Genomic DNA, 18,974 nt, shown 5'->3' with positions numbered 1-18,974 from the left:
TGAAGAAATGGCACGGAAAATTCCGATGCGCAAATGCATCCTGACGAATGAAATGCATCCTAAAGCAGATTTAATCCGCATCGTTGTAACAAAAGAAGGCGAAGTGTCCGCTGACAAAACAGGCAAGAAAAATGGACGCGGCAGCTATGTCGTGAAAGATCTCGACAAAGTGAATAATGCACGCGCCAAAAAGATGCTGGAAAAATCACTCGGTAAAAATACTGAGGAACTTGATCCGGTATACGATGAAATTATCCGTCTTATTTACAGAGAGGATATTCCAAAACGATGAATGATAAAATTTTAAATTATATCGGGCTTGCAACCGGCGCAGGGAAAACTGTTACCGGCGAAGAGAAAACACTCGAGGCAATAAAAACCGGTAAAACAAAAGTTGTGTTACTTGCGGCAAATGCGGGTAAAAGTACAGCTAAGAGAATTAAAGACAAATGTGCAACGTATGATGTCACAGTAATTGACAAGTACACAAACGAAGAGCTTTCACATGCGACCGGCACATATAACAGGGTCGTAATGGCAATTTCCGACAAGGGATTCGCCAGAAAGATAAAAGAGCTCCTATAGAAGGGATTGGTTCAATGAGTAAAATTAGAATTCATGAGTACGCCAAAGAAACAGGATTAACAAGTAAAGAAATTATCGATTTCCTGGAATCGAAAAATATCGAGGTAAAAAGTCACATGTCATCATTAGAAGATGATGTACTTAAAGTCCTCGACGCTCAGTTTAAAAAGAACGCTAAAAAAGCTGATGCAAAGCCGGCTGCTAATAAACCTGCAGCTAAACAGAACAATGCGAAACAAAACCAGCAAAAAAATAATAATAACAACAGAAAACAAAACCAGAAAAATAAGCCAAATACTGCGAAGCCTAAACAGGCTGAAGCTAAAAAACAGGAACCGAAACAAGCGGAACCTGAATCAAAACACTTCACTTACGAAGAAGGTATCACTGTTGGTGAACTTGCAGAAAAAATCGGCGTAGAATCTTCAGTTATCGTAAAAGACTTATTCATGTTAGGTATTGTGACAAACATTAACCAGTCACTCGACCAGGAGTCAGTTGAAGTGGTTGCTGAAAACTACGGTTTCACTTCTGAACTTGAAGTGTTTGTAGATGATACCGATCTGACAAACTTCTTTAACTTAGAAGAACAGACTCTCGACGAAGAACGTCCAAGCGTTGTTACAATTATGGGTCACGTTGACCACGGTAAAACAACACTGCTTGATTCAATCCGCAACACGAAAGTGACTGCAGGTGAAGCTGGCGGGATTACTCAGCACGTTGGTGCCTACCAGATCGAACACGGCGATAAGAAAATCACTTTCCTTGATACACCTGGACACGCAGCTTTCACTACAATGCGTGCACGTGGTGCTCAGGTAACTGATATTACTATTCTTGTTGTTGCAGCAGATGATGGTGTAATGCCTCAGACAATCGAAGCAATTAACCACGCGAAAGCGGCTGAAGTGCCGATTATCGTAGCGGTAAACAAAACAGACAAACCAACAGCAAACGCAGACCGCGTAATGACTGAACTTGGTGAGCACGGTCTTTATCCTGAAGATTGGGGCGGCGACACTATTTTCGTTCAGCTTTCAGCATTAACAGGCGACGGTATAGACGACCTGCTTGAAATGATTACTTTAGTCGGCGAAATGGCTGAACTTAAAACGACGAGCAACATGCCTGCAGTCGGTACAGTAATCGATGCGGAACTCGACAAATCACGCGGACCTGCAGCGAGCCTGCTCGTCCAGCACGGTACGCTTAACGTCGGAGATTCCATCGTTGTCGGCTCTACATTCGGTAAAGTCCGTGCAATGGTTTCAGACACTGGCCAGCGTATTAAATCAGCAGGCCCGTCTGTACCTGTTGAAATTACGGGTATTAACGATGTGCCTGAAGCGGGCGACCGTTTCGTAGTTTTCAAAGACGATAAAAAAGCACGTCAAATCGGTGAAGCACGCCACGAAAACAAGATTATGAAAGACAGAGAAGTAAACCAGAAAGTGTCACTCGATAACTTGTTCGAACAGATGAAAGAAGGCGAGATGAAAGATCTCAACATTATCATCAAAGGTGACGCTCAAGGTTCGGTTGAGGCACTTGCTGCTTCACTGATGAAAATCGATGTCGAAGGCGTTAACGTCCGCATCATTCATACGGGTGTCGGAGCAATTAACGAATCAGATGTTACTTTAGCAAATGCTTCAAGCGCGATTATTATCGGCTTTAACGTCCGCCCGGATGTTAACGCTAAACGTGCAGCAGACCAAAGCCAGATCGATATGAGACTTCACCGTATTATCTATAAAGTTATCGAAGAAATTGAATTTGCGATGAAGGGTATGCTTGATCCTGAATTCGAAGAACAAGTTATCGGTAACGTTGAAGTGCGTGAAATCTTCAAAGTATCTAAAGTGGGTACAATTGCAGGGGCTTACGTTACAGACGGTAAGATTACACGTGACAGCGGTGTGCGCGTCATTCGTGACGGCATCGTTGTATTCGAAGGTGAACTCGATACGCTGAAACGTTTTAAAGACGATGCAAAAGAAGTAACGACAGGTTATGAATGTGGACTTACAATTAAGAACTTCAACGATATCAAAGAAGGCGACCAAATAGAGCCATTCATTATGGTAGAGATTGAGAGGAAATAATTATGTCAACGAGAAATGAACGCATAGCAGAAGAAATTAAAAAAGTGCTTAGCGAAGAAATCCGTACAACAGTTACAGATAAAGAACCGGACATCGGTATGGTTACAGTGACCGAAGTCGAAGTAACGAAAGAAAACGAAACAGCGACGGCTTACTATACGTCATTAAATAATAATAGAGAATTCGTCCAGGAAACTCTGGATAAGTTTAACGGCCTATTCAGAAAAGCTGTCGCATCTAATATTCGTTTACGTAAAGCACCTGAAGTTAAATTTAAATACGATACTTCAATCGACTACGGTAAAAAAATCGAATCACTGTTAAGCGACATTAAAGACCAGGATAAATAATCAAAACAATATAAGCCGCACTCGTTTTCCCGGCCGGGAGTCGGGTGCGGTTTTATTTTTTTACATAAAATAAGCAGGTGAAGATAATGGCAAACAATAATATACACGGCGTGATTCCTGTCGATAAACCCGCAGGCATGACTTCACACGACGTGATTTACAAAATGCGCCGCGTACTCGGCACGAAAAAAGTCGGTCATACAGGTACGCTCGATCCTTCCGTTACAGGTGTTCTTCCAATCGTTATCGGTGACGCGACAAAACTGACTGAAATACTGCAGCAGCGGGACAAACGCTACATCGCGACTGTCACACTCGGGCGCACAACAGATACTGAAGATGCGACAGGTAAAACGATGGAGACCGCTGAGGTCATTGAGGGCAGCATTACTAAAAAGGATGTTCTGTCAGCCATTGAAAAGTTCAAGGGTGACTATCATCAGATGGTGCCGCTGTACAGCTCAGTCCGCGTAAATGGACGTAAATTGTACTGGTATGCACACGAAGGCATTGAAGTTGAACGGCCGTCCCGCACAGTGCAGATTAAAAATCTAAAACTGACTTCAGACGTCCGTTACGAGGACGGGTCAATATCATTTGATATCGACGTTACATGCTCAAAAGGCACCTACATCCGCACACTTGCAGTCGATATCGGGGCTGCACTCGGCTATCCAGCACATATGTCATATCTCCGGCGGACAGGCTCATGCGGATTTTCAATTGACGAAGCCATTCGCTTAGATGATTTAAGAGACGGCACAGTCAAAGCAGAGCCGATTCCAATCATCGATATGCTGGACGATATATTAAGACGCGACATACAAAATAATGAAGATTTATTATTCCAAATCACACACGGGCAAAAAATAGTAAAAAGTGATATATTAACAATGCTGGGGTTAACTGAACTTGATACTGTATTATTTACCCGCGGTGAGATGCCGCTCGGAATTTATAAAACACATCCGGAAAAACCTGATCAGTTAAAACCATTTAAAATGTTTAACAACTTATGGGGGACTTATGGAAATAATTAAACTGCACTACCCAAACGATGAAGTACTTTCAAACATAGAGCCGTCAGCTGCAGCATTAGGTTTTTTTGATGGTCTCCATTTAGGCCATATCGATGTTATCGATACGATGAAAGAGATTGCTGAAGCCAACGGCTTAAAAAAAGCAGTCATGACATTCGATCCGCATCCGTCTGTCGTACTGGATCCAAAAAAACAGCGTACAACTTATTTAACACCGTTTGATATTAAAATGAAGAAACTGGAAGAACTGGACATAGATTATGTCTTCGTCATTAACTTTTCCAGTGCATTTGCAGGACTCGATAAAGATTATTTCGTTAAGGAATATATTATCGGCAGCAAAATTAAAGAAGTCATTGCAGGATTCGATTATACATACGGTAAAAAAGGCAGCGGCACAGTCGCTGATTTAAAACAGTATGAAGAATTCAATACGACGGAAGTCGACAAGCACGAACTCGACGATGATAAAGTATCGACGACACGCATCCGCGAATATCTCGATAACCACGAGCTCGATAATGCCAACGCTGCATTAGGGCGCGCTTACGATATCGAAGGCATTGTCGTACAAGGGGAGAAGCGCGGCCGGACAATCGGCTTCCCGACAGCAAACATCGAACCGAACTACCGCTACTTTATGCCGGCAAAAGGTTCATATGCTGTCACGATGACAATCGAAAACGACGACACTGTTTATAAAGGTGTGGCGAGTGTAGGTGTTAAACCGACATTCCACGATAATGCGCGCTTAACGACAGAAGTTTACATTTTTGACTTCGCCCGCGATATATACGGAGAAAACGTCACAGTGCACTGGCACCATTTCGTCCGAGACGAAGAAAAATTCGACGGCATCGAGCCGCTGATTGCTGCAATCGATTCCGATGCGCAGATTGCACGACGGATGCTGCAGGATAAATAGTCCTGACTTTTAAAGAGGTCCGGTTTTTATCGTGTAAATGAACACTTGAAAAAGGCATGGGAAACGTATATAATATGACAAGTACCGTATCTTGGCATTGTTGAAACTCCGACGCATGCTCGGATACAGGTGTATATAAAATATTAGGAGGAATTATAATGGCAATTTCACAAGAAAGAAAAACTGAATTAATCGAAGAGTACCGCGTACACGAAACTGATACTGGGTCACCAGAAGTTCAAATCGCTGTATTAACAGAGGACATCAACACATTAAACGAACACTTACGTACGCACAAGAAAGACCACCACTCAAGACGCGGTCTTCTTAAAATGGTAGGTCGCCGCAAACACTTACTAACTTACCTGCGTAACAAAGATGTAGTTAGATACCGCGACTTAATCGCTAAACTTGGTCTACGTCGTTAATTTATAAATTATTAATAATTTTGAACCCGTTTCTCATTGAGGAGCGGGTTTTTTTGATGTGTAAATTCAGTGCATACAAATAATGTAAAAACTATGTGGATTTGTGTAATAAGTAAACCAGTTTTGCTATTTTTGTGTTTAAGTAACTTTTTTAAAAGGAAATCGCTGTTTTCCCGTATATATAGTGTAGAAGGAGCTTTTTAAAAAGGAGGAAAATGAATGTATTTAAATGACAGAAATGCAACGGCAGAACTTTTACATTACAGAGCATTGAGCAGGAGGGAGGTTTTAAGTGCAGAGGATAAGCGTGAACTGAAAATATATGAGAACGGATTTTCAGGCGAGTGTTTATACGATAAATTATTCGACGAAACCGGCCACGATAACTTGTATGTTTTTAGAGACGTTTATCTTGCTGCAGGGAAATCAGGTGCTCAGTATGACAGTATTATAATTGCGAATGACACTCTGATTGTTAATGAGATTAAAAACTACAGCGGCGAGTATCAATTTAATGACGGCAGGCTGATTAGAAATAATGAAGTCATTCCTGATAATCCATTTACACAGGTCGACCGGGCAGTCGGGAAATTGTTTCGCAGATGCAAGAATGCTAAAGTTACTGTTGATATTAAGGCGAAAGTGATTTTTCCAAACGATGACTTCAGGTTGTATTCGGAAGATACGTCAATTTGGAAAAACGTCGTCATTCGAATGGATATGAAGAAATATTTCAGGCAGTTTAAAGACAGTTATAATACAAAGAAGGCAGATCGTCTGGTAGCATTGATACGCGAGCATGAAACAGTGAACCCGTATTTTAACGGCAGTTCGAATGTTGGGCAGATTCGTAAAGGACTGTACTGCGGAGAATGCGGAAGTTTTGAGCTGGAGAAGGGCAGGTTCCAGTTAACATGTGCCAAGTGCGGTACAATAGAGAGTAATGAAACGCACCTGCTCCGCGCGATGAGCGATCATAAGTTTCTGTTTTACAATCACCCAATGACGAAGCGGTCCATACTGGAGCTGATAGCCTATACGTTCCATGAAAATACGGTTTATAGAGCGTTACAAAAACACTGTTATATTAATAAAAATGGACCTTGCACTTCATATACGCTCAAAGACTACAGCTTTAAAACAGCAATCGCGAAAACTCGGGGATTACAAAGATATAAGGATAAAATAATAAAATAAATGTTGTGTTTTCCGTTTATCCCACCAATGAACGGACTTCATGTCAGAGGTAACGGTTTATCTCACCAATGAACGGGTTTCATGTCAGAGGTAACGGTTTATCTCACCAATGAACGGGTTTCATGTCAGAGGTAACGGTTTATCTCACCAATGAACGGGTTTCATGTCAGAGGTAACGGCATTCCAGACAACATTTTTCTTGAAATTAACATCCTCGTCCCCAATTCCTTTTTATATATATATTTTAGAACAAAAATGATATGATAATTATAAGTGCCAAAGCTAAGGAGAGAAAACAAATTATGAATGAACAGACTAAACAAGTGTTTGAAACTGAGTGGGGCGGTCGCCCGCTTATTATAGAGTACGGGGAAATGGCTAAGCAGGCGAGTGGTTCTGTACTTGTGCGTTACGGCGATACAGTAGTACTCTCTACAGCGACAGGGTCGAAAGAACCGAAGAATATCGGCTTCTTCCCGTTAACAGTAGCTTATGAGGAAAAAATGTACGCAGCAGGGAAAATTCCCGGCGGCTTTAACAAGCGTGAAGGGCGTCCGAGTGAAGATGCTACGCTGACTAGCCGTTTAATCGACAGACCAATCCGTCCGTTATTCCCGGATGGCTACCGTCACGATGTACAGGTAATGTCTATGGTCTTATCTGCAGACAACGATGCTTCTCCGCAAATGGCAGCAATGCTCGGTTCTTCGATGGCGCTAAGTGTATCGGATATTCCGTTTGACGGACCGATTGCCGGCGTAACTGTCGGTTTAATCGACGGGGAGTTTATCATCAATCCGACAGTGGAACAGATGGAAAAATCGGAACTTGAACTTCAAGTGGCGGGTACTTACGACGCAGTAAACATGGTAGAGGCAGCGGCACAGGAAATTCCTGAAGATATTATGTTAAAAGCGATTCTTTTCGGTCACGAAAACATTAAAGAACTTGTGCAGTTCCAAAACGACGCGATTGCACAGATTAATCCGGTTAAACGCGAAGTAACTATCGATGAAATCGATGGACAGTTCCGCGCCGAAGTAACAGCTCAGGCCGAAGCGCAGGAGCTTTATGCTAAAATTCAGGAAAACGACAAGCAGACAAGGGAAGAGAATATTACTGCAGTGAAGCAGAATATTATCGCGAGTTTCGACGAAGATGCTGAAGATTACGAAACGTTAGTTTCAGAGGCTTCAAAAGTATTCGACGAGCTAGTTAAAGCTGAAGTCCGCCGTCAGATCACAGACGATAAAGTCCGTCCTGATGGCCGTGAACCGGCTGAAATCCGCCCGTTAAATTCACAAGTAGGACTATTGCCCCGCACGCATGGTTCAGCTTTATTTACACGTGGACAAACGCAGGCGCTATCTGTTGCAACGCTCGGCGGTCTTGGTGAACACCAGATCATCGACGGTCTTGGCGAAGCAGATAAGAAACGCTACATGCACCACTATAACTTCCCGAATTTCTCTGTTGGTGAAACAGGTCCAATCCGCGGGCCGGGCCGCCGCGAAATCGGTCATGGTGCATTAGGGGAACGTGCATTACTGCAAGTTCTTCCTAGCGAAACTGAATTCCCATACACAATCCGTGTCGTGTCTGAAGTGCTTGAATCAAACGGTTCATCTTCACAGGCATCAATCTGCGGTTCGACGCTTGCATTAATGGATGCAGGTGTACCAATTAAAGCACCGGTTGCAGGTATTGCAATGGGGCTTGTTAAAAAAGGTGAGAACTATACGATTCTGTCTGATATTCAAGGTATGGAAGATGCGCTTGGAGATATGGACTTTAAAGTTGCCGGTACACCTAAAGGTATTACTGCAATTCAAATGGATATTAAAATCGACGGTTTAGGTGAAGCGATTTTACAGGAAGCACTTGAGCAGGCACGCATCGGCCGTCTGCACATTTTAGAAAATATGCTTGCAACAATCAGCGCGCCGCGCGTTGAATTATCAGCGCATGCACCGAAAGTTGAAGTTATGCATATTAAACCTGCTAAAATCCGCGACGTTATTGGACCGGGCGGTAAGAAAATTAATGAAATTATCGACGAAACAGGCGTTAAGCTGGATATCGAACAGGATGGTACTGTATACATCGCTTCAAACGACCAGGATGCAATACAGGCTGCTCGTAAAATTATCGAAGATATTACACGCGAAGCGGCTGTCGGCGAAATTTATAACGGTGAAGTGCGACGCATTGAAAAATTCGGTGCATTCGTTCAGCTCTTCCCTGGCAAAGACGCTCTTGTGCACATTTCACAGCTTGATACTGAACGTGTCAACAAAGTTGAAGATATCGTTAAAATTGGCGATAAAATCCGCATAAAAGTTACTGAAATCGACAGACAGGGACGAGCTAATGGCTCCCGTAAAGTATTACTTGAAGAAGATAAAGAGAAAAAAGAAGACTAAATAGCACTGCCGGAAATTAACAAGGAGGACATTAATGTGAATAAAGAAACTAAAAAAGCACATGTGAAAATCGTTCCTCTCGGCGGCGTTGGTGAGATTGCAAAAAACATGTATGTCGTTGAAGTTGACGACGATATGTTTATTCTCGATGCGGGTCTTATGTTCCCTGAAGATGAAATGCTGGGTATCGACATTGTCATACCTGACATTTCATATGTTTTAGAAAATAAAGATCGCCTGAAAGCAATTTTTATTACTCATGGACATGAAGACTCAATCGGTGCAATTCCTTATATTATTCAAGAATTAAACGTGCCTGTTTACGGCTCGCGTTTAACACTTGCTCTAATTAAAGAACGTCTGAAAGAGAAGAACGTTAAAAAGAAAGTTAAGTTTTACGCAATTAACAATGAATCAGTAATGAAGTTCGGCAATACCGATGTAGAATTTTTCGAAACATCGCACAGTATTCCGGATTCTTACGGAATCAGCTTGAATACACCTTACGGTGCAGTCGTTTATACGGGCGAATTCAAATTCGACCAGAGCTTAAAAGGCAACTACGACTACAACATGTCGAAGATGTATGCACTCGCTGCTAAAAACAAAACACTCGCGTTAATCAGTGACTCAACAGAAGCTGAGAAACCGGGCTATAACGTGGCAGAAAACCTTGTTGAAGGGGCAATTCTGGACGCTTTCCAAAAATCCAAAAAACGTATTATTGTATCATGCTATGCGTCGAACTTCGTACGTATCCAGCAGGTGCTGACTAATGCTGCGAAAGTGAACCGTAAAGTGTCGTTCTTAGGACGCACGCTTGAATCTTCATTTAAAGTAGCGAGAAAGCTCGGCTATTTTGATATTCCTGACGGACTTCTTTTACCAAGTCATGAAATTAAAGATTATCCTGATAATGAAGTAGTCATTATTGCAACAGGCTCTCAGGGTGAACCAATTGAAGCACTTGGTAAAATGTCACGCGGCCAGCACGAAGTAACGAATATTAAAGAAGGCGACGAAGTTTATATCTTAACAACGCCGTCATCAAATATGGAAGTTGTACTGTACACGACGCTTAACGAACTCGTTAAAGCAGGTGCTGTAATCAACACGCCATCTAAAAATATTCATGCTTCAGGCCACGGACTTGCTGAAGAGCTTAAAATGATGCTGAACATTTTTAATCCGGAACACTTCATTCCTGTACAGGGTGAATTTAAAAACCAGATTGCCCACGCGCGTCTGGCGACTGAAACAGGCGTTAAAGCGGAAAATATTTTCCTCCTTGAAAAAGGTGACGTTGTTCAGTTTGACGGAGAGAAAATGTACAGCACTGAAAAAGTCGAAGCCGGCAATGTATTAATTGACGGCAGCGGTGTCGGCGATGTGGGTAACATCGTTCTGCGCGACCGCAGACTGCTCTCTGAAGACGGAATCTTTATCGCAGTCGTGACAATCGACCGCGAATCGAGAGCAATTATGGCTGGACCTGAAATTCAATCCCGCGGTTTTGTTTACGTGAAAGAATCGGAAGCACTTATGAAAGAAGCTGCCGAACACGTAAGAGGTATTGTCGAAGACAATATCAGTGCCGGTAAAATTGAATGGAGTGTCTTAAAACAAAATATCAGAGATGACCTCGGTAAATTCCTATACGATGAAACGAAGCGTCGTCCGATGATTATTCCAATCATTTCTGAAATATAATAGAGTAAAAACGACGGAGATATTAGGATAACCTTATATCTCCGTTGTTATAATTAAAAAGTGAAAATGAAGGTGGTAAAAGATGGCGACTAAACGAAAGCGCACTGCGAAAAAGAAGAACAATGATAAGAAAACGTATTATGCGAGTTTTGCTTTAATCATTATTATTTTACTTATCATTACAGTATTCCAGCTGGGCCTCGTTGGTGAATATGCCGATGCTGTGTTTAATTTTCTTTTTGGTACGAGCCGCTACTTTACATACCTCGTGTTATTGCTCGCGAGTTTTTATTTGGCGACACATTTAAAATTCCCGTTTACAAAACGTATGCTCGGTTATTTTATGATGCAGTTCGGCCTCTTGTTCCTGCTGCATTCGATATTGTATTTATCCGACCGGTCGAGAACAGACAGTTATTTTACATTTAACGATATGCTCGCTATGACCCGTGAACCGGGCTTAGATTTTACCGGCGGAGGAATTATTGGCCAGACGCTGTTTAACTTTTCAGCAACCAGCATCAGTTTCTTCGGTACGCTCTTAATCGGCTTAATATTCATTTACCTGAGTATTATTATCGTCCGTCATAAGAGCATTGAAGAATCGCTCCGCAATGACTTTAACTTTGTTATCAGAGGTTTAACTGCCATAGGTGCAGGAATCGTCAGTCTGTTTGAAAAACTTGCAGAGTGGTTTAAAAACCGTCCGAAGAAAGAAAAAGAGAAGAAGGCTAAAAAGCCTGCACCAAAACCTAAAGCAGAGCCGATAATCGAATCGCCGGCTGCAGACGAGCCTGTAGAAAAACGCGCGGACAAGAAACGTAAAGCACGCTTCAGTAAAAAAGAAGAGCTAAGTGAAACGGATCCGCTCTTAGCAGAAGCTGACGAATACGTAGAACCGGAAGTGTACGATTCGGAAATTCTGATGGAAGAATATAAAGACGCACCGGTGCCTGACGATATGACTGCAGAAGAACACGCCCTTAAAATTGAAGAAGAGGTTGCGGAGAAGAAAGAACTTGAATATGATACGCCGGATGACGACGGGGCGATTGATATTCCTGAAGGCGAGGCTGGCGACAGTGAATTTGATGAGTTTGACGATAAAGAACTCAAGCAGCTCATCGAGTATAAGCTGCCGTCAATTGACTTGCTGAATGATGCTGAACCGACAGAAAAAGTCAGTAACAAAGAAGTCATTCAACAGGGACGCATCCTTGAAGAAACACTTAAAAACTTCAATGTAAACGCCAAAGTATCTAAAATTCGTATCGGTCCGGCAGTAACACAATTTGAGATTCAGCCGGATGTCGGAGTGAAAGTCTCTAAAATTATTAATCTTCAAAATGATATTGCACTTAGTCTTGCAGCCAAAGATATTCGTATTGAAGCACCGATTCCAGGTAAATCTGCCGTTGGTATTGAAGTGCCGAACTCAGTAGTCAGTATGGTCACTCTGCGTGAAGTGATTAAACGTAAATCATCTGACAATCCGCTGGAAGTTGCACTGGGTAAAGATATTTCCGGTGCACCGATTATGGCTGAGCTTAACAAGATGCCTCACCTGCTTGTTGCAGGTTCAACAGGAAGCGGTAAGTCCGTTTGTATAAACGGCATTATCGTCAGCATTCTTTTAAATGCGAAACCGCATGAAGTTAAAATGGTAATGATTGACCCTAAAATGGTTGAGCTGAATGTCTATAACGGCATTCCGCATCTGCTGATGCCGGTCGTGACGAATCCGCAAAAAGCGAGCGATGCTTTAAACCGCGTCGTCAGCGAAATGGAGCGCCGATACGATCTGTTCAGTGCATCGCATACGAGAAATATCGAAGCATACAACCAGTACCTGGTCCGTCAGGCGGAAGATCCTGAGAAAGTTCAGAAGCTGCCTTACATCGTCGTTATCGTTGATGAACTGGCAGATTTAATGATGGTCGCGTCAAAAGATGTTGAAGCATCGATTACGCGTATTGCCCAGATGGCACGTGCAGCGGGAATTCATTTAATTATCGCAACACAGCGTCCATCTGTTGATGTTATTACTGGTATTATTAAAGCGAATATTCCGTCCAGAATTGCCTTCAGTGTAAGTTCTCAGACTGACTCCAGAACGATTATTGATTCAATGGGAGCAGAGAAACTGCTCGGACGCGGGGACATGCTGTTCCTGCCGTCAGGACGTTCGAAACCGATTCGTGTTCAGGGCGCATTTTTAGATGATGATGAAGTAACGGATATCGTGAAATTCATTACAGACCAAATGAAAGCAAATTATGAGAAATCAGTTATAATGAATCAGAAAGAGACAGTAAGTGCGCCTGTAGAATCGGAAGATGAATTATATCCCGATGCGAAATGGTTTGTAATCGAAGAACAGCGTGCGTCAGCAAGTCTGCTGCAGCGTCAGTTCAGAGTCGGCTACAACCGTGCAGCGCGTCTCGTTGATGATTTAGAAGCGAATGGTGTCATTGGACCTGCAAGCGGTTCTAAACCTCGCAGTGTCTTAATTGAAAACCACGAAGATTAGTTAGGAGTTTTTTTAAATGACAGGTGTAGACAAAAGAGTCATTAATAATGTGCCAATCGTAAAAATATATACAGAAAAATTTAAAACAGTTGTTGTGAGCGTGTACTTTAGAGCACCGCTCACAGGTACTGATGTCACAACGCGCAGTCTCTTGAGCCGAATGATGATTAAACAGACGGACAGACTCACTTCAAACGCAGTGCTGCTTGAATATTTAGCAGAACATTACGGTGCGCATCTAACATCGAATGTCGTTAAAAAAGGCAGCGACCATATCGTTAAATTCTCAATTGAATTCGTCAATGATAAATTCATTATGGAAGATATTGATATGCTTGGTGATATTACAGCGCTGTTAAAAGATGTATTCAGCACGCCGTTTAATTATGATGAATCGGATGAAGCGTTTTTCCAGCGTGAAAAACGTCTGATGGCAAATCGTCTGAAGAGCATGAAGGATAATCACGCACAGCGTGCATTCGAGATGCTGCTGGAAACGATGTTTGAAACAGAAGACTACAAGTATTTATCATTCGGTGATTTAGACAGCCTCGCATCTTTAACATTGGAAGATGTTAAAGATGCGCATAGGCGCATGATGACAGATGATGATATGTCTGTGATCGTTGCGGGTAAAGTCGAAGATAATGTGTTCGATCATTTAGCCCGTCTTCATGAGCATGACGAAGTAAAAATGTATCCGTATAAAGGCTACCCGGTGCGTCCTGTTGGCGAAGTGAAATACGAGACCGCTTACGAGCGTATCGAGCAGGCTAAAGTGAATCTCGGCTTCCGCGTGCAGTATTCGGAGTCAGGCGACGTCATGGCGCTGAACGTCTTCAATCAGCTGTTCGGCGGCAGTGCAGCATCGCTCCTGTTTACGAACATCCGCGAGAAAATGAGTCTGGCATATTCAATTCATTCACAGGTCGACGTGAAAAACGGCTATATGTTTGTACTGGCAGGCGTCGATAACGATAATATCCAGGTGTTTGAAGACGCGGTGAAGAGAGAACTGCAGCGTGTGATTGACGGCGACTTTGAAGAAACATTCGTCGAAGAAATTAAACGCAATATGCTCTCGAACCGTAAAGAATCGATGGACAAGCCGCGCGGTTTAATATCACTAAATTACAATACACTCTTAAAAGAACAATCGATAAAAACACCGGTGAAAAGCTGGACGGAACAGCTCAATGCAATTACGAAAGACGATGTTATTCAGATTGCTGAAAAAATTAAACTTGATACAGTATTTACGCTGAAAGGCGGTATAGATAATGACAAATAAATTTACGACTGTCCGCTATGACCACCTGGACGAAATCGTTCATAAGCAAGTAATGGATAATGGCCTTGAGGTTTTTATCATCGATAAAAAAGGCTATAACAAAAAGTTTGCAACCTACACGACGAAATACGGTTCTGTAGATAATCACTTTAAAGCACATGGCGAGGTGCACAACGTGCCGGATGGTATTGCGCACTTTTTAGAACATAAAATGTTCGATAAAGAAGCAGGCGACGTGTTCAATAAATTTTCTGAAATGGGTGCGAGTGCGAATGCATTTACATCGATTGACAGAACGAGTTATTTATTCAGCACGACAGAGAATTTCTTTGAAAATCTGCAGCTGTTAATGGACATGGTTGAGATTCCATATTTCACTCCAAAAAAAGTGGACAAAGAAATCGGTATTATCAATGAAGAAATTAAAATGTACCAGGATAATCCCGGCTACCGTCTCTACCATGAAACGCTGAATGCAATGTATGAAAACTCACCGGTGGCAATCGATATTGCGGGAACGCTTGAATCGATTTCAGATATTACGGCTGAGCATTTATACTTATGCCATAAAACGTTTTATGCACCGGGCAATATGGTAATGATTTTAGCAGGCGACTTTAATATAGAAGAAACATTTAATTATATAGAAAAACATCAGGGTTCGCGTCCGGATTTTCTGCCGTCAGATATTGAACGGTTTACGCCGGAAGAGCCGTATGGTGTTAAAACGCCGCAGAAAGTAATGGAGCTTGCGGTATCGACACCCAAGGTGATGCTCGGATTTAAATCACTGCCCGATGACAGTGACAACGAGACGCGTGAACGCCGTGATACGGCGATGCTGTTTGCTTTAGACATGGTCTTCGGCGAACAGTCACCGTATTATGAAGAGCTGCTTGAGCGCGGTATTATCGATGATTCATTTAACTTTGCTTACCAGGAAGAAGAAATGGTCAGACATACACTGATGGCAGTGGAAACTGACGATTATGAAACATTTACTGCAGAAATAGTGCGTATTATTGACGAAGTAAAAGAAAAGGACTTCTTTACGGAGAAACGTCTGAAGAGTCAAAAACGCGAACTGATGGGCGATTATTTAACGAGTCTGAACTCGCCTGAATATATTGCAAACCAGTATACTAAATATTATTTCGACGGCTATGATTTATATAATGTACCTAAAGTTGTCGACAGTATTACGCTTGAAGATGTTAAGAATTATTTCAACAGTTCAATCGACACGAAAAACATGGTCGAAGTGATCGTGAAGGCTTATGAATAATATCGTCTTAGTCGGTGCGACAGGTGATATTGGAAAGAGTATTCATGAATGTTTAAAAGACGATAAGCTGATTACTTTCTCGCACAGAAATACCCCTGAACTTAAAAGTACGCATCACTATCTTGACTTATCAGAGCCTTTTAAAGAAAGTGAAATTAAGGATTGCTTTAACGGGCTAAAAACAGTTGATACGCTGATTTTTACGCCGGGTGAGGCATTGTTCGAGCTGATCCAGGACACCAGGCTTAAACAGGTGGATGCGCAGTACAACGTCAGTGTCAGAGCGCTGATTACTTTTATCAAAGTACTGCTGCCGAAACTGAGGCAGAGCGGCTCTGCGAGTATCATCGTGATTTCAAGTGTCTGGGGCACCTATGGTGCAAGTATGGAAAGCATCTACAGTACGTTTAAAGGGGCCCAGGAAACGCTTGTTAAATCCCTCGCGAAGGAGCTGGCACCGTCAAATATTACAGTTAATGCTGTAGCTCCCGGTGTCGTCCGTGGTAAAATGACCTTAAAGCTGAACGAAGAAGACATTGAGATGATGCTGGAAGACCTCCCGCAGGGCCGTTTAATCGAACCCCGGGAAGTGGCATCAGCGGTAGAATATTTAATATCTGACAATGCGCGGAGCATTACTGGAGAAGTTTTAAAAATTAACGGGGGATGGTATACGTGAATACTGAAAAACCTAATTTTTATCCGGAACGCGACGAAGAAGTATATTTAGAATATAAAAACCTGGACGACCGTCCGGGACTGCTCGGTGATATTTTAAGTTTAATGGGAAATATCGGACTCAGCATTAAAACGATTAACGGTGTGGAAGTATCACAGCGCGCATTACTGCTCCGTACCGATAATTTGTGGAAGCTGGAACGCTTTAAATGGATTTGCGATCATGTCGATGAAATTGAAGTCGGCAAAATGCGGACACCTACAATTACTGACAGATTAACGCTCCGCCACGGCAGATTTATTAAACGGGCAGAAGAAAATAAAAATATTTTCAGATTCACCCGTGCAGAAATCAGTGTCGTCGTAGACTTCTTAGCAATTTTATTCGATATCGATGAAACGTTCTTAATCGGCGTCCGCGGCATGCCGCGTGTCGGGAAAACTGAGTCGGTTGTCGCCGGCAGTGTATCGGCAGGAGATAAATGGCTGTTTCTGTCCTCGACCATGCTGAAGCAGACGGAACGCACGAGTCTCCACAAGCAGGAATACGATAAGGGCAACGTTTATATAATAGACGGTGCGGTAACATCAAAATCAAAAAGTATTGATCATAAGCGTCTGGTCAATCAGGTCATTAAATATGATGGAACGACAGTTGTCGAGCATCCGGATTTATTAATCGATGATCCCTTCTTTAAATTAACACAGGATGACTTTGATTATATTATTGAAATCCGCGAACATGAAGAGCAGGAAATCACTTATGAAAAACATAAGAAACGTCACTGGTTCGAAAGTGACAATATGGACTTTTTCTAATTGGAGCTAACAAACTATGAAACTTGGGACATATTTACAAAATAAACGTGAAAAATCAGGCATCACTTTAAAAGAAATGGAGCGCGGTTCCGGTATTAAACGGAGCGTTATTCAAATTATTGAAGCGGGCGACCTGACACAGCTGCCTGAACCTAAACACGCACGCTTTCTAATTAGAAAATATGCAGATTTCTTAAATATGGATGCCGAGCAGACACTGGAGCGTTTCGAAGATGAAATCCCGGCCGCTGCATCCGGCAGTCAAAAGCGCATTCAAAAATCTAATCAGGACTTCCAGTACTTAAAAAAAGTACTGCTTGGTTTTATTACGATGATTGTTGTGCTCTTTGCCGTCTGGCTGGTGCTGCTGCAAATCGGCTCCCAAGGTGATATTTTTGAAACGAAAAGAGTGTATGAGTCAGCTGAGGAAGTGACTGATACGGTCGAAGAAGATGAAGAGGAAGAAGCGGCAGAAGGTGAAACTGAAACTGCAGAACCCGCAGAAACAACAGAAGAAGCTGCTGCAGAGAAAGAGCCGGAACCAACGGCTGAGGTGAGCTTCGTTAACCGTGAAGGGAACACGCTGATTTATAATGTCACAGCACCTGAAGAACTGACACTTGAACTGACAGGTGATGAATCTTCCTGGGTCAGTTTAACGGATGACCTTGAAAATAGTTATCTGTATGAAGAATCGGACGGCGGAGCCTTTGACATCGACCCAAAAGCGACGGTTGTCAATCTTGCGCTCGGCAACTCAACATCATTTGATATTTCATTAAACGGCACTGGGATAGATAATTCCCAGCGCGGTGATACAGTCACAGTATATTATCAATTTAACATCACAAGGGAGTGACAACAAATGAACATACCTAACTGGCTAACCGTCTTTAGAGTCGTATTAATTCCAGTCTTTTTAGTCTTTGCACTCCTTGACTTCGGCTTCGGCACAATGACATTTTTAGGCGGCGAAGTTATTTTAGTTGAGCAGTTTATCGCCGCAGTGATATTTGTTATTGCAGCACTGACGGATTTTTTGGACGGCTATCTTGCACGCAAGTGGAATATGATTACCAATATGGGTAAATTCCTCGATCCGTTAGCTGATAAACTGCTCGTAGCCGCAGGCTTAATCGTATTAGTAGAATGGCATACGATCTCCAGCTGGATTGCAGTGGTTATTATTGCGAGGGAATTCGCAGTAACCGGCCTGCGTCTCTTACAAATAGAGCAGGGGTTCGTCTCGGCAGCGGGACAGCTCGGGAAAATTAAAACAGTTTTCCAGATGCTGGCGCTTGTATTTCTGCTGTTCGGCGATATTTTCACGACATATTTACCGATATCGCTCGGCCAGTGGTTTATGTATATCGCAGTGTTCTTTACGATTCTGTCGGCAGTAGAATACTTCTACAAAGGGCGCGAAGTGTTTAAAGCTGATAAGAAATAAACAAAACTGCGGTGATTTCACTGCAGTTTTGCTGTTTCAGGACTAATATAAACGGTTATTGTAATACTGTCCGCAATTATTCGAATTCTGTTTTTATAAGCGAACATATATTCGCTTTTTTATTTTGTGCATGATATAATAATTTATGAGATTAC

At 42.4% G+C, this 18,974-nt stretch carries 17 protein-coding genes; all 17 read left to right on the top strand.

Going from position 1 to position 18,974, the window contains the following annotated elements:
- Positions 1-7 precede the first annotated feature (7 nt).
- The 17 genes from rnpM (at position 8) to pgsA (ending at position 18,819) form a co-directional block, all read left to right on the top strand.
- On the top strand, positions 8-292 hold the full coding sequence (gene rnpM / locus H625_RS0101955) for an RNase P modulator RnpM (RefSeq protein WP_026858389.1): 285 nt from the start codon (positions 8-10) through the stop codon (positions 290-292).
- Positions 289-585 (top strand): L7Ae/L30e/S12e/Gadd45 family ribosomal protein, encoded by a 297-nt coding sequence (locus H625_RS0101950; protein WP_026858388.1) that lies wholly within the window; start codon positions 289-291, stop codon positions 583-585. The genes rnpM and H625_RS0101950 overlap by 4 nt, the downstream gene beginning before the upstream one ends.
- Positions 586-599: 14 nt before the next feature.
- Entirely contained in the window at positions 600-2,693 is a 2,094-nt protein-coding gene (gene infB, locus H625_RS0101945) for a translation initiation factor IF-2 (RefSeq protein ID WP_026858387.1), read from the top strand.
- Between the two features lie 2 nt (positions 2,694-2,695).
- Positions 2,696-3,043: a 30S ribosome-binding factor RbfA gene (gene rbfA / locus H625_RS0101940; RefSeq protein ID WP_026858386.1), complete on the top strand. Its 348-nt coding sequence runs from the start codon at positions 2,696-2,698 to the stop codon at positions 3,041-3,043.
- Positions 3,044-3,129: 86 nt separating this feature from the next.
- A complete protein-coding gene (gene truB / locus H625_RS0101935; RefSeq protein WP_035784938.1) occupies positions 3,130-4,083 on the top strand; it encodes a tRNA pseudouridine(55) synthase TruB in 954 nt (317 codons plus the stop codon).
- Positions 4,070-5,008 carry a riboflavin biosynthesis protein RibF gene (ribF, locus tag H625_RS0101930; RefSeq protein WP_026858384.1) on the top strand — a complete coding sequence of 313 codons (939 nt, stop codon included), beginning with the start codon at positions 4,070-4,072 and terminating at the stop codon, positions 5,006-5,008. The genes truB and ribF overlap by 14 nt, the downstream gene beginning before the upstream one ends.
- A 158-nt stretch (positions 5,009-5,166) precedes the next feature.
- A complete protein-coding gene (rpsO, locus tag H625_RS0101925) occupies positions 5,167-5,436 on the top strand; it encodes a 30S ribosomal protein S15 (RefSeq protein WP_026858383.1) in 270 nt (89 codons plus the stop codon).
- Positions 5,437-5,655: 219 nt separating this feature from the next.
- Positions 5,656-6,633: a nuclease-related domain-containing protein gene (locus H625_RS0101920; protein ID WP_026858382.1), complete on the top strand. Its 978-nt coding sequence runs from the start codon at positions 5,656-5,658 to the stop codon at positions 6,631-6,633.
- 302 nt (positions 6,634-6,935) lie between these two features.
- Entirely contained in the window at positions 6,936-9,056 is a 2,121-nt protein-coding gene (pnp, locus tag H625_RS0101915) for a polyribonucleotide nucleotidyltransferase (RefSeq protein WP_026858381.1), read from the top strand.
- A 30-nt stretch (positions 9,057-9,086) separates the two neighbouring features.
- Entirely contained in the window at positions 9,087-10,766 is a 1,680-nt protein-coding gene (locus tag H625_RS0101910; RefSeq protein ID WP_026858380.1) for a ribonuclease J, read from the top strand.
- 82 nt (positions 10,767-10,848) lie between these two features.
- On the top strand, positions 10,849-13,296 hold the full coding sequence (locus tag H625_RS0101905; RefSeq protein WP_026858379.1) for an FtsK/SpoIIIE family DNA translocase: 2,448 nt from the start codon (positions 10,849-10,851) through the stop codon (positions 13,294-13,296).
- A 16-nt stretch (positions 13,297-13,312) separates the two neighbouring features.
- The gene (yfmF, locus tag H625_RS0101900; RefSeq protein ID WP_026858378.1) at positions 13,313-14,587 is read left to right on the top strand and encodes an EF-P 5-aminopentanol modification-associated protein YfmF; all 1,275 of its coding nucleotides are present in this window, start codon (positions 13,313-13,315) and stop codon (positions 14,585-14,587) included.
- The gene (gene yfmH / locus H625_RS0101895; protein WP_026858377.1) at positions 14,577-15,872 is read left to right on the top strand and encodes an EF-P 5-aminopentanol modification-associated protein YfmH; all 1,296 of its coding nucleotides are present in this window, start codon (positions 14,577-14,579) and stop codon (positions 15,870-15,872) included. Before yfmF ends, yfmH begins: the two co-directional genes overlap by 11 nt.
- Positions 15,865-16,551, top strand: a complete 687-nt coding sequence (locus tag H625_RS0101890) for an SDR family oxidoreductase (RefSeq protein WP_026858376.1) — start codon at positions 15,865-15,867, stop codon at positions 16,549-16,551. Before yfmH ends, H625_RS0101890 begins: the two co-directional genes overlap by 8 nt.
- Positions 16,539-17,369 carry a DUF3388 domain-containing protein gene (locus tag H625_RS0101885; RefSeq protein WP_051238929.1) on the top strand — a complete coding sequence of 277 codons (831 nt, stop codon included), beginning with the start codon at positions 16,539-16,541 and terminating at the stop codon, positions 17,367-17,369. The genes H625_RS0101890 and H625_RS0101885 overlap by 13 nt, the downstream gene beginning before the upstream one ends.
- 16 nt (positions 17,370-17,385) lie before the next feature.
- The gene (locus tag H625_RS0101880) at positions 17,386-18,228 is read left to right on the top strand and encodes a helix-turn-helix domain-containing protein (RefSeq protein WP_026858374.1); all 843 of its coding nucleotides are present in this window, start codon (positions 17,386-17,388) and stop codon (positions 18,226-18,228) included.
- Between the two features lie 6 nt (positions 18,229-18,234).
- Complete coding sequence (pgsA, locus tag H625_RS0101875) at positions 18,235-18,819, top strand: CDP-diacylglycerol--glycerol-3-phosphate 3-phosphatidyltransferase (protein ID WP_026858373.1); 585 nt, start codon at positions 18,235-18,237, stop codon at positions 18,817-18,819.
- Positions 18,820-18,974: the final 155 nt, after the last annotated feature.

The sequence above is a fragment of the Jeotgalicoccus psychrophilus DSM 19085 genome, from assembly GCF_000425845.1.
GTDB lineage: Bacteria > Bacillota > Bacilli > Staphylococcales > Salinicoccaceae > Jeotgalicoccus > Jeotgalicoccus psychrophilus.
The sequence above is the reverse complement of the archived record's forward strand: the minus strand, read 5'-3'. Positions and strand labels throughout refer to the sequence as shown.